A 12,522-nucleotide genomic window follows, 5' to 3' on the forward strand; every position below is an offset into this window, starting at 1 on the left:
GTCATCGCGGCCCGGCCTCGGGCGGGGGCCAGTCGGTGAGCACGGCGTGCAGGGCGTCCAGGGTCCGCGACCACGAGGCGTCCACCAGGCGAGGGGTGTGACGGAACCCGCCCGCGATCTCCAGGCTCACGAAACCGTGGAAGGTGCCGTGCAGCATCCGGACCGCATCGGTCTGGTCGGGCTCGGCCAGCCGGTATCCGCGCAGGATCGCACGCGTCATCTCCGCGTGCCGGCGCGCCGCCTGCGCCGCCTCGCCCCGCGGGTCGATCCCGTCGAGCTCGATCTGCATCGCGGCGTACCTGCCCGGATGCTCCTTGGCGTAGCCGCGGTAGGCGCCGGCGAACGCCACCAGCGCGTCCTTGCCCGCACGGCCGGCCAGGGCCGAGGCGGCCCGGTCGGCCAGCTCGGCAAGGGCCAGGGCCGCCACCCGCACCCGAAGGTCCTGAAGGTCCCTCACGTGCGAGTACAGCGCCGCCGGCTTGACCGCGAACGCGCGGGCGAGCGCCGAGACGGTCACGTTCGCGAAACCGATCTCGTCGGCCAGCTCCGCCGCCGCACGCGTCAGGCGCTGCGCGGTCAGCCGCTCGCGCGTCATCTCGTCCCCTCCCATCACTTAAAGGCTTTAAGTATTTGCATACTACCCTTAGGGAGAGCTAGCCTCGCCGCTCATGAGACCGCTCACCGACCGCGACATCCGCGCCTCGTTCATCAACTGCTCGAAAGGGGAGACCAAACGCCTGGACCTGCCCGGCGACCTCGCCGAACGCCGCTGGGATGACCTGGACTTCCTCGGATGGCGAGATCCCGGCGCGCCCGAACGCGCCTACCTGGTGACCGAACGCGACCAGGCGCTCGTCGGCGTCGCCCTGCGGGTGACCACCTCCGCCTCACGCAACTTCACCTCGCGCAGCATGTGCTCGCTGTGCCTGACCACGCACACCAGCGGCGGGGTGGCGCTGATGACCGCGCGCAGGACCGGCGAGGCCGGCCGCCAGGGCGACTCCGTCGGACGGTACCTGTGCACCGACCTCGCCTGCTCGCTCTACATCCGGGGCGAGAAGCAGCCCGCGGGGGCCGAGATCGTCCAGGAGTCCCTCACCCTGGAGGAGAAGATCGCCCGCATCCGGGAGAACCTGTACGCCTTCCTGGACAAGGTGACCGCCTGAGACGGCGAGGCGATCGGGGGAGGGGCCACGTCCGGTGACAAGCCGTTCGCTGCCTCACAGGGGGCGGACCAAGTACGAGTGAAGGGGCGGTGAGTCGGGGCCGGGATCCGGCGCCGCGGTGCTCCAGCCACGCCTGCCAGGCGGCCTTCACCCCGAGGGCGAGGGGGAGTAGCCCCAGGTAGGGCAGCACGGGCTCGGGCAGGAACGTGGCACCGAACGCGGCGGCGACGGCGAGGACGAGGATGGCCGTGAACCCCGCGTACTGGCCGGCCACCACCTGGGCGGCGCCGCCGGGCCGCCCGGAGCCGCGGGCGTAGAACAGGGCCAGCACCACGATGTCGTCGACGTTGGTGACGGCGAACAGCCCGGCGGCCTGCCCCACGATGCCCGGGTTCATCTAAGGAGTCCCTAATCCCGTGGCGAATGTCCGATATGATCTACTTTGTAAAGGCGGTGGCCGTATACAACCAAGATCAATCACAACATAAGCCGCAAGCGACGAACCAGTAGCAGAGGAACCCTATCGAGGCCGTGGTCACCATCCAGCCGCAAAGCCCCGCCCGGTCATGAGGCGCCGTTCGGCGGAGCCGGCGTCCGCTGACGTCACGGACGGGGGATGTTGCGGAGGTTGGAACGGGCCAGGTCGATCATGCGGCCCACGCCACCGGTGAGGACCAGCTTGCTGGTGGTCGTGGCGAAACCGGCCAGCTGACGGCCGGTGATACGCGGCGGCATGGCCATCGCGTTGGGGTCGGTGACCAGATCCAGCAGAGCCGGCCCCGGATGCGCCAGCGTCTCGCGCAGCGCGTCGCGCACGTCCGCCGGATCGTCGACCCGGACACCGTGGGCTCCGGCCGCACGGGCGATCGCCGCGTAATCAGCCGAAGGATACGCCGTACCGTACGGCGGGTAGCCGGCGACCAGCATCTCCAGATCGACCATGCCGAGCGCCGAGTTGTTGAAGAGCACGACCTTGACCGGCAGGTCGTAGTGGACCAGCGTGAGGAAGTCGCCCATCAGCATGGAGAAGCCGCCGTCGCCCGACATCGAGATCACCTGCCGGCCCCGGCCGGCCAATTGCGCACCGATCGCCTGCGGCATGGCATTGGCCATCGAACCATGGGTGAATGACCCGAGCAGGCGGCGCCGGCCGTTGGGGGACAGGTAGCGGGCGGCCCAGACGGTGCACATGCCGGTGTCGACGGTGAAGATCGCGTCGTCGGCGGCCTCCTCGTCCAGGATCGCGGCGACGTACTCCGGGTGAATCGGCCGGTGGCGCTCGACGTCGCGGGTGTAGGCGGCGACGACCCCCTCCAAGGCGTCCGCGTGCCTGGCCAGCATCCGGTCCAGGAACCGGCGGTCGGACTTCTGCGCCACCTGCGGGATCAACGCCCGCAAGGTCTCGCGGACGTCTCCCCACACCGCAAGATCCAGCTTGGAGCGGCGGCCCAGGCGCTCGGGCCGGACGTCGACCTGGACGATGCGCACGTGCTCCGGCAGGAACGCCGTGTAAGGGAAGTCGGTGCCGAGCAGGATGAGCAGCTCCGCCCCGTGCATCGCCTCGTAGGCGGCGCCGTAGCCGAGCAGCCCCGACATGCCGACGTCATAGGGATTGCCGTACTGGATCCACTCCTTGCCGCGCAGCGCGTGCCCGACAGGGGCCTTGACGCGTTCGGCGAAGGCCATCACCTCGTCATGGGCGCCCGCGCAACCGCTGCCGCAGAACAGGGTGACGGCGTTCGCCTCGTCCACCAGCCGGGCCAGCTCGGTGATCTCGGCCGCTCCCGGGCAGACCGCCGGCCGCCGGGTGAGCATCGCCGCTCCGGGCAACCGTTCCGGCGCGTCCTGACCCGCGATGTCACCGGACATGCTCACCACGGCCACGCCGGACAGCCCTATGGCGTGCTGGACCGCGGTCCGCAGGATGCGCGGCATCTGCTCCGGCTGAGAGATCAGCTCCGAATAGTGGCTGCATTCGGCGAACAACCGATCGGGATGGGTCTCCTGAAAATAGGAGGTGCCGATCTCGGCGCTGGGAATGTGGGCCGCCAACGCCAGAACGGGCGCCATGCTCCGATGCGCGTCGTACAGGCCGTTGATCAGATGCACATGGCCTGGGCCGCAACTGCCGGCGCACACGCACAGCCGCCCGGTGATCTGCGCCTCCGCCCCGGCCGCGAACGCCCCGGCCTCCTCATGCCGTACCTGGACCCATTCCATCGCGGGGTCACGGCGCACGGCGTCGGTGACGGGATTGAGGCTGTCGCCGACCACACCGTAGATCCGCTTCACCCCTGCCTGGGAAAGAACCTGGACGAACTGTTCGGCCACGCTTTGCCGTGCCACTTCTCCAACCCCCGTCCGGCGTCGGCTCAGCCCCTTCCGGTGAATGATGCCCGCCAGGTGGTCATCATCGCGCCATGCCCGGAAAAACACGACTTTGACCAGGCGTGACTCGTCCAGCTTCGGAGGGCAACGGACTCACGCACCGCACAGGCACCCCACCACACGCCCAGACGACGGCACGACGCGGAAAACCAGATGAAGCCCGGCCACCGGCGAGGCACAGTTGTCGAGTGATGTCCGATTTCGCGTCCGGCTTCGTGCCAGGTCTGGAACTGTCCCGCACCTTCTACACCGAGGTGGTACGCCCCCTGATCGGCGAGGTGCCGCACAGCGCCGCGCTCATCGGCCCCGGCTCAGAGGTCCTGGCGTTCGACACCGAACGCTCGGCCGACCACGACTGGGGACCACGCGTGCTGGTGTTCGTCGAACCCGGCCAGGAGGCCGGGCTGACACAACGACTGGCCTACGCCCTGCCGGCCCGCTTCCGCGGCTATCCGACCGTCTTCGGATCCGACCGCAACCCGCCCCGCCACGGCGTGGTGGTCACCGGGTTCGGCCGCTTCGCACGATCACGGCTCGGCTTCGACCCGCGCCGCCCGATCAGCACCGCCGACTGGCTGGGCGTCTCCTGGCAGCGGCTGGCCGAGATGACCAGCGGCGAGGTCTTCCACGACGGCCTCGGCGAACTCGCCACCGCCCGCGCCAACCTGCGCTGGTACCCCGACCAGGTGTGGCGGTACGTACTGGCCAGCCAATGGAGGAGAGTGGCCGAACTGGAGAGCTTCCCCGGCCGATGCGCAGAGGTCGGCGACGACCTCGGCTCCCTGCTGGTGACCGCCCGCCTGGTCGAAGAGCTCATGCGGCTGTGCCTGCTCATGCGCCGCCGCTACCCCCCCTACGCCAAATGGCTGGGCAGCGCCTTCGCCCGGCTCGGCGGCTCGGCCGAACTCGGCGAGGCGTTCTCCGCCGCGCTCGCCGCACGCGACTGGCACGCACGCGAGGAACACCTGTGCCGCGCCTACCAGCGGGTGGCCTCACTGCACAACCGCCTGGCGCTGACCGAACCGCTGGACACCTCCGTACGCGGCTACCACGACCGGCCGTTCCGGGTGATCGGCGCCGCGCGATTCGCCGAGGCGCTACTGGACACCGTCGGACCACCCCTGCGGGACCTGCCCGCGACCGGATCGGTGGACCAGTTCTGCGACGGAGTGGCCCTGCTCGGCGACAGCACCCGCTCCCTGGCGGTATCCCGCACCGTACACGGCGCCTGACCAGCCGCGGGGGAGCGGAGGGAAGGGCCATCGCGATGGACGTCCCGACCGGCCCGCCGACACGATGAACACCCGGTGGGGGAGCGCGGCCGGCATGCCCACATCCGGCACGCCGGCCGCACGCCCTCCCGGACGACACCTCCCGCGGCGGCTACCAGCGGTGGTGCACCTGCGGGCGGATCAACTCCTCGTACACCCCGGCCACCGCCGCGTGCACCTGCGGCGACAGCGGCGGCAACTGCGCCGCGGCGGCGTTGCCCACCGCCTGCCGCTCATTACGCGCACCCGGAATCACCACGCTGACCGCCGGATGATCGATGATCCACCGCAGCGCGAACTGCGCCGTCGTCATCCCCTCGGGAACCAGCGGCCGCAACCGCTCCACCGCGGCCAGCCCCGTCCCGAACTCCACACCCGAGAACGTCTCACCCACATCGAACGCCGCACCCTGCCGGTTGTAGGCACGATGATCGTCGGCCCCGAACGTGGTGTGCTCGTCGTACCGGCCCGACAGCAGGCCACTGGCCAGCGGCACCCGGGCGATGATCCCCACCCCCGCCTCGGCCGCCGCCGGCAGGACCCGCTCCAGCGGCTTGAGCCGGAAGGCGTTGAAGATGATCTGAACCGACGCCACCCCCGGACGCGCGATCGCCGTCAACGCCTCCTCGCACGTCTCCACGCTCACCCCGTAGGCGGAGATCCGACCCTCGTCCACCAGGGTGTCCAGCGCGTCGTACACCGCCTGGTCCCCGAAAACGGCAGTAGGCGGACAGTGCAACTGCACCAGGTCGATCGTCTCCACGCCGAGGTTCCGCCGCGAACGGTCGTTCCAGGCCCGGAAATTGTCCAACGTGTAGGCCTCGGGCACCTGCGCCACCCGGCGGCCCATCTTGGTGGCCACCATCAGCCCCGGCCGCTCCTTCAGCAGCCGCCCGACGATCTGCTCGCTGCGCCCGTCACCGTACACATCAGCGGTGTCGATGAACGTCACCCCCGCGTCCACCGCGGCGTTCAGCGTGGCCAGCGCCTCGCCCTCGCTCACCTCACCCCAGTCGGCGCCCAACTGCCACGCCCCGAGCCCGACGACCCCGACCTGCCTGCCCGTACGTCCCAATACACGCTTTTCCACACGCCGAATCGTACGGCCCACCACCACCCCTCAAACCTCCGGGGCACAGCCCTCCACCCCTCACACCGCCGCGCTAACCACCGCTGCGCCGCTCACGCAACAGCGGATGCGCCCGCATCGCCACCTCAAGCTCACCCGGCAACTCATCCCGATAACGCCCCAGCGTCGCCAGATCACGATGCCCCAGCACCCGCCGCACCGCATCCATGTCCACCGCGTCCGCCAGCAGATGCGTCGCCGTCGTATGCCGCAACCCATGCGGCGTCACCGACCGCCGCCGCGCCGGATCGACCCGCCGCTGCACCCGATCGATCACCGCCTGCACATCACCCCGCGCCAGCCGCCGCCCCCGCCACGACAACAACAACGCCTTGTCCGCCGTGGCCGGCCGCGCCCCCGACAGATAGAGATCGAGCACCCCCGCCACATCACCCGGCAACGGCACATCCCGCGTACGCCCGCCCTTACCGAAGATCCGCCAATATCGCACCCCGTCATTGGTGTAGAAATCCTCCACATTGGCCCGCACCAGCTCCGACACCCGCGGCCCCAACGTCGACAACAACAACACGATCAGCGCATCACGCACCTCCACCTGCTGATCACGCCGCCCGGCCCGCGGCTCGGTCACCGCCTGCTCCCGCGCCGCCCCCACTAGCCCCTGCGCCTGCTCCCGCGTCAACGCCCGCCGCTCGGCACGCAACCCGCCCCGCTCCCGCGCCGTCACCGTCGCCGTGGTCATCGGATCGACCTGCACCCACCCCGACAACGCCGCATGCTTGAAGAACGCCGACACCGACCGGCGGAACCGCGCCTGCGACGACGGGCTCTGCGTCGCCGCCGTGGGGGAGGAGCGCCGCCCGTCCGGCTTACGCGCGAACGCCAGCAGCACCGCATCGACGTCCTCACCGGTCAGATCGTCCAGCACCCGCCCCGGCCCCGCCAGCTCGGCGAAGGTCGACACATCACGCCCGTACACCTCCGCCGTCGCCGCCGACAGCGCCCCCGTCACCGTCTTGGCACGCACCAACTCCACATAACGGTCGACACACTCCTCAACGCTCAGGCGTGTCAGCTTCACGGGACGCATCGGTCAGCAATCCTTCCGGCCGGGAACCACCGGCACCGTACCCGCTCCCACCGACACTTTCCGCGCCCACGACCCCACCGAACCGGGGGAGCGGACCAGAGAAACCGGGGGAGCGGGGAACAGAGCCGGAAACCACCCCCGCATCCTGCGCCCCGGAATCAGACTCCCTCCACGCCCTGCCCACCGGACGCCCCACCCTCCACCGGCGGACGCAACCGCCCCAGCACCCCGTACGCCGGATTTCCCCGAGCCGCCGCCCGCACCTCCCGCGCCGTCGAAGCCACATACGCCTGACCGGTGACGATCGACGAATGCCCCAGCAACTCCATCAGCTCATGCGCCGAAGCCCCCCGCTCGGCCAGCCGGGTCGCGAACTCGTGCCGCAGCGCATGCACCAGCGTCCCCCTCTGCACCCGGTCATGCACCCCCGCATACCGGTAACACTGCCGCACCAGATACTGCAGACCACCCCGCTTCAACGGCTCGTTCCGGGTGTCCACCAGCAACGGCGCGGAACGGGGGAGCGCCGCCTGCCCGAACCGCCGCAACCGGCTGCTCAGATACTCCTCGATCAACCGCTCCAGCGGCGGCTCGATCGGCAGCGAACGCGTCTTGCCGCCCTTGCCGACCACCTGGATCCTGCGCTCGCCCTCGCCACCCCCGATCGACCCCAGCGTCAGCCCCAGCAACTCCGCCGACCGCATCCCCGTGACCAACGCCAGCGCCAGAACCAGCAGATCGCGCTCCACCCACGGGTCACGCGCCTTACGCGCCCCCTCGGCCACCCGCTCCAGCAGCGTGGCCGACGCCGTGCCGTCACCCAGCAGCGGCTTGGGCGCCTTGGCCGGCTGCTTGGGCCGGGGGACCGCCGCCATCGGATTGCCCTCCAGCAACCCCTCGGCCACACAGAACGTCAGAAACTGGTTCCAGGCACTCCACGCCCGATTGACGCTCGCCGCGGACCGCGGGCCGGCGAACTCGGCGAACGCCCCTCGCATCAGCCGCCCGCCCAGATGACGCACCTCGAGGTCGGCCTCCGCCACGCCCGCCAGCCGCGCCGCGATCCGGCCCACCAGATCAAGATCACGCCGGTATCCCGCGACCGTGTGCGGAGAGAGCTTCTTGGTGCGCAACGAGGACACGTACTCCGCCACCGCCTCCGGCAGGCGCATCAGGATCAGCGGATCACGATCGTCCACGACGGCCTCACCCTCCACCTCCGGCGCGCTGACGCGCGGCGACCTCACACCACGCGATGGTGCCTCGCGGGCGGCAGGCGCGGACGCACGTGGCTGCGATTATGCATCAAAGCGATGAATCAGGGCCGGTGACACGCCGCATGAGTCCTCCCAAGCGCCCGCATAACGCGCCACCTCGCCGGATCCGGACACCTCCCGCGAATCGTCGGCCGAGGACCGGACGGCCGCCGGCCCGAGACGGACCCCGCCGCGCCGCGCAGGGACGCCTGAGCGGCGACGCCGAGCGGCAGGTAATCCGGGCGGCCAGCACCCGCATCGGGGAGGCCGGGGCAGGCGCCGCAAGTGATGCATAAGTGCGATTATGCATGAAACGCTGATAACGCACCCCGGGAAGGGGTCGCACAAGACGCGCCGGGCACGGCCCGTCTCGTGCATGCCGGACGGCCGCGCAGGCGCTCGGCGCCGGACGCGTCGCTTCGCTGACACGCCGTCGTACGCGGCCCGGCGGCCTCGGTGCAGCGTCGTGCAGCGCGCGGGTGCCAACCCTGGGCGCCGCCGCACCGCAGGACGCCGATCTTCGGCGGCGGGGACGCATCTGCGGTGGGCCTCCGTCCCAGAGCCGGCGATACGGCCGAGGTGCGGTGAGGTTTCCGCCCTTGCCGGCACGGCCGGGACGATCATCCGTAAAACGATCTTGAAGGGGACGCCTCGAGGGCCCGTCCGCTCCAGCGGCCGTCGTGCCCGGGAATCACGATGTCGGCCGGGGCGCACCGCGACGCCCGTGGCCAGGCTCACCTACAGCCCCGTTCTGGCCCCCTCTTCAGACGCACAGATCTCCTATACCGAACAGAAGCTCAATTCTGTTCGGTATAGGAGAAGTCTGTAGATAACCGGACAATGCGGCCACGGTGACCCTGCGTCCCAGATCGCCCTCAGCGGCTCCTCTGTTCAAGGGCGCCGACGCGCGACCTCAGTTCGGGACGGGCAAAGATGTGCGGTCTCACCCGCTCCGGCATCGTCAACGCCGCGTCCGCCGTCGGCGGACGCGGCGCACAGGTGCCCGCCCCTCCCCCGAACTCGGACGCGCCGCGTCTGCCGACCGGCAGACGCGGCGCGTCCGCGGGCCGCTCAGGGGTCTGCGGGCGGCCCGAACCCGCCCGGCACCGCGGCGTCGGTCAGGACCACGACCGCGCGGGTCGCAGGTGAGAAAGGGGGAACCGGATCGCGGTTCTCCCCTCCTCACCGGGGAGGGTCATCCGGCCGAGTGTGCCGGTGTCCCGCAGGGCCGATCGGACGATGCGCTCACGAGCGCGACTCCGGGGGTACGTAGTCGAAGGTGGGGCCGGCCACGGTTCCGTCCTCGTGGCGCATCAGCAACAGGGCGTCGGCCTGGGCCTTGAGCGCGTACATGGTGCCGACGGCGGCGCCGAGCGTTCCCGGGTCGCCGTTGAACGCCTGCTCCAGTTGGTTGAGCAGGGTGCAGTAGGTGCGGTTGAACTCTTCCTGCGCGTTGCGGATGGCGCTGCCCGGGGCGTGGTCGGACAGCCGCGGGTTGGGCCGCATCGGGCGTACCGCGGCCATGTCCACCGAGATCGGCTCGCCGGTGGGCCCGGACTGCGGGGTGTCTCCGCGCTGGTAGCGCCGGCCGAGTTGCAGTTCCCGGAAGCGGTAGTAGTGCCCGACCTCGTCCCGATCGGGATGGAAGACGTCCTGGTCGCCGTCCCAGACTTCGCCTCTGACGGTGCCCTCGCCCTGTTCGACGATCTCTTCCAGCGCCTCCAGTGCCGACTTCAGGTCCCGTACCGCGGTGAGCCGTCCGGCGGTGTGCCGGAAGTGGCTGTCGTTCAGCTGGCGGGCGGGATCGCCGCTGAAGACCTCCTGCTCGCCGAGCCGCTCGCTCAGCTCACGCAGTCCTTGTTCGATCGCGGCGTAGAACTGCCCGATCGTCTCGTAGTGGTCGCCTTGTGCCGGCGCTTGGCGTGGGGCGGGCCGTTCCAGGCGCAGGAACATCTCCAGGGCTTGCGGGCCGAATGGGAGCAGTGACAGTTCCAGGTCGCTGTGGGGTAGCCGCCGGGGGTGCGGTGGCAACATCTGTGGCGTGTCCAGGCGTGGCCGGCCGCCGACGGCGTTGAGCAGGTTCGCGGCGAGCGCCAGGTGGAGCATCTCCTCGGCGAAGACGCTGCTCACCACCTCTGCGGCTTCGGGGTTGTGGTCGGGTTCCAGTGAGTACAGCGCGCACAGGTACGGCGGCAGTGTGGCCTGTTCCAGTTCGACCGCCCATTGCAGGTGCTCGCGCAGGCTGTCGAGGGTGTCGATTCGTGCCGGTGCTGGAGCGGCGACCGTCTTGCGAGGCTCCGGATTCTTCATCAGGTGCTTCTCCGTGTCAGAAGGGTTTCGCGCAGCGTGATCGCCCGGCGGTCGTCCGTCCGCCGATGGCGTCCGTCGCCACCCGGTCGCCAGCTAAGACCGGATGTCTGTCCACGTTGTGACGATCCGGCGAGATTCGGCCCCGGCCGCGGTGAGGCCGCCGATGAGCTCTCGGGGCTTGGCCGGCCGTGCGCGGGTCTGTCCGTCGTGCGGGTCGCGGCGGTGACCGGCGGTTGATGTGGTCGCGGGCCGGTTGGTGGGCGAGGGCCGCTACCGGCCGGTGGGGTTGTGCCGGCCGCTCCCCTGGTCTGGATGGGTCAGCGGGTCCACAGGGCTTCCTGGACGGTGTTGATCAGGGTGATCAGTTCGGGGGTCGCCTGGTCGGGTGACCAGGCGATGCCGTAGGTGATGCGCAGTTCCCCCGCTTGGAAGGGGACGAAGGTGACGTCGGGCCGTTTGACGGAGGTGGCGAGCAGCCGGGGTACCGGCAGGACGCCGGTGCCGGCGGCGACCAGGTCGAGTAGTGCGGCGAAGTCGTCGATCTCTTCGGCGACGAGGCGGTGCTGGTGGGGGCCGTGCAGGGTGGCGGCGAGGGTGGCCCACATGCCGCCGCGTGGGCGGTCGTGGGGCATGAGGACCTTGTGTGCGGCGAGTTGGGTGGGTTTGACGGCGGTGGTGCCGGTCAGCGGGTCGCCGGTGGGGATGGCCAGGTGGGTGATGGTCATGCCGAAGCGGGCGCTGGTGGTGTAGCCGGTGGGGAACGGGGCGGGGAGCAGGGCGGCGGCGACTTCGCCGTTGGTGAGGGCTTGGAGGGCGGCGCGTCGTCCGGTGGGGCGCAGGTCGACGTCGATGGCGGGGCGGCGGCGGGACAGGCGGCGGGCGGCCTGGGCGACGAGGCTGCCGGCGGGGGGTGCGTAGGCGAGGCGGATGGCCGGGTGGCGTGGGGTGGCGAGGCGGCCGGCTTCGGCGTGCAGGGCGGCTGCGGTTTCCAGGAGCGCTTCGGCGTAGGGCAGCAGGGCCTGTCCGGCGGGTGAGAGGCGTACTTCGCGGCTGGTGCGGTCGAACAGGCGGACGCCGAGTGAGCGTTCGGCGCGGCCGATGGCTTGGCTCATGGCGGGTTGGGAGAGGTTCAGGTCCGCGGCGGCGCGGGAGAAGCTCAGTGTTCGGGCCACGCGGGCGAAGCAGTCGATTTCGCGCAGGGTGGGTGTGGGTTCCACCGGGTCAGTATGGCGGCCTGTTGTTGCCGGTGGGGTGGCGGCGATAAGCGGTGTTGATGGATGGGCGCTCTGTTGCCCTCCCCCGCTGGCGGCTGGGTGTGTGGCGCGGTGTGCCGGCTGCGCTTTTGGGGGGTGTCGGGGGTGGTCGCGCGGGTGCCGGCTCATGGATTCGTCCAGATCTACCCACTTATTGGTAAGTTTCAGGAGCACATTTGGCAATTCAGAGCAGGAGGACCGGGCCGTGGTGGACATCGAGCAGACGGCGCTACCGGGCATCGGGTTGCGGCACGAGTTCACCACCCGGTCGGGGCGCCGTATCGGTGTGATCTCTCACCGGTCCGGCCGGCGCGACCTGGTGGTCTACGACAAGCACGACCCCGACCAGGCGTGCGAGACGGTCAAGCTGAACGACGAGGAGGCCGACGCGCTGGTGGAGCTGCTCGGCGCCCCGCGCATCGTGCAGCGTCTCAACGCCCTGCACCGGGAGGTGGAGGGGCTGGTCAGCGCGCAGTTGCCGATCACGCCGGGTTCGCCCTACGCGGGCCGGGCGATGGGCGATGCGCGGGTGCGGACGCGTACCGGTGCCTCGATCGTGGCCGTGGTCCGTTCGGGGCAGGTCTTCGCGAGTCCGGCGCCGGACTTCACCATTCAGGCCGATGACATCGTCGTGGTGGTGGGCAGCCCGGAGAGCACCTCCGCCGTCGCCGACATCCTCGGCCACGGGTGAGGATCCC

Annotated in this window: 11 protein-coding genes; 3 read left to right on the plus strand and 8 right to left on the minus strand. The window is 70.5% G+C overall.

What is annotated here, in order from left to right:
• Window position 1: 1 nt before the first annotated feature.
• Window positions 2-595, minus strand: coding sequence for a TetR/AcrR family transcriptional regulator (locus IEY93_RS24680; protein ID WP_189165531.1), 594 nt, complete (start codon window positions 593-595; stop codon window positions 2-4).
• A 73-nt stretch (window positions 596-668) separates the two neighbouring features.
• Here IEY93_RS24680 and IEY93_RS24685 point away from each other — a divergent pair, with 73 nt between their 5' ends.
• On the plus strand, window positions 669-1,166 hold the full coding sequence (locus IEY93_RS24685; protein ID WP_189165496.1) for an FBP domain-containing protein: 498 nt from the start codon (window positions 669-671) through the stop codon (window positions 1,164-1,166).
• Here the strand turns inward: IEY93_RS24685 and IEY93_RS39945 are convergent.
• Window positions 1,096-1,563 carry a cadmium resistance transporter gene (locus IEY93_RS39945; RefSeq protein WP_189165497.1) on the minus strand — a complete coding sequence of 156 codons (468 nt, stop codon included), beginning with the start codon at window positions 1,561-1,563 and terminating at the stop codon, window positions 1,096-1,098. The genes IEY93_RS24685 and IEY93_RS39945 overlap by 71 nt on opposite strands.
• A gap of 206 nt (window positions 1,564-1,769) precedes the next feature.
• Window positions 1,770-3,512 (minus strand): pyruvate dehydrogenase, encoded by a 1,743-nt coding sequence (locus IEY93_RS24695; RefSeq protein WP_189165498.1) that lies wholly within the window; start codon window positions 3,510-3,512, stop codon window positions 1,770-1,772.
• Between the two features lie 233 nt (window positions 3,513-3,745).
• Between IEY93_RS24695 and IEY93_RS24700 the strand changes: the two genes are divergently transcribed.
• The gene (locus IEY93_RS24700; protein WP_189165532.1) at window positions 3,746-4,786 is read left to right on the plus strand and encodes a DUF4037 domain-containing protein; all 1,041 of its coding nucleotides are present in this window, start codon (window positions 3,746-3,748) and stop codon (window positions 4,784-4,786) included.
• Between the two features lie 151 nt (window positions 4,787-4,937).
• On the opposite strand, the gene IEY93_RS24705 is transcribed toward IEY93_RS24700, so the two are convergent.
• From IEY93_RS24705 to IEY93_RS39425, 5 genes are all read right to left on the minus strand, one after another.
• Entirely contained in the window at window positions 4,938-5,915 is a 978-nt protein-coding gene (locus IEY93_RS24705) for an aldo/keto reductase (protein WP_189165499.1), read from the minus strand.
• A 73-nt stretch (window positions 5,916-5,988) separates the two neighbouring features.
• Window positions 5,989-7,005: a tyrosine-type recombinase/integrase gene (locus tag IEY93_RS24710; RefSeq protein ID WP_189165500.1), complete on the minus strand. Its 1,017-nt coding sequence runs from the start codon at window positions 7,003-7,005 to the stop codon at window positions 5,989-5,991.
• Between the two features lie 158 nt (window positions 7,006-7,163).
• Window positions 7,164-8,177 (minus strand): tyrosine-type recombinase/integrase, encoded by a 1,014-nt coding sequence (locus IEY93_RS24715; RefSeq protein ID WP_189165533.1) that lies wholly within the window; start codon window positions 8,175-8,177, stop codon window positions 7,164-7,166.
• Between the two features lie 1,329 nt (window positions 8,178-9,506).
• A complete protein-coding gene (locus IEY93_RS24720; protein ID WP_189165501.1) occupies window positions 9,507-10,571 on the minus strand; it encodes a ferritin-like domain-containing protein in 1,065 nt (354 codons plus the stop codon).
• A gap of 317 nt (window positions 10,572-10,888) precedes the next feature.
• A complete protein-coding gene (locus IEY93_RS39425) occupies window positions 10,889-11,788 on the minus strand; it encodes a LysR family transcriptional regulator (protein WP_189165502.1) in 900 nt (299 codons plus the stop codon).
• A 241-nt stretch (window positions 11,789-12,029) separates the two neighbouring features.
• On the opposite strand from IEY93_RS39425, the gene IEY93_RS24730 reads away from it, so the two are divergent.
• Window positions 12,030-12,515, plus strand: a complete 486-nt coding sequence (locus IEY93_RS24730; protein WP_372444496.1) for a cation:proton antiporter regulatory subunit — start codon at window positions 12,030-12,032, stop codon at window positions 12,513-12,515.
• Window positions 12,516-12,522: the final 7 nt, after the last annotated feature.

Origin of the sequence: Sphaerisporangium melleum (assembly GCF_014646695.1) — a bacterium.
Taxonomy (GTDB): domain Bacteria; phylum Actinomycetota; class Actinomycetes; order Streptosporangiales; family Streptosporangiaceae; genus Sphaerisporangium; species Sphaerisporangium melleum.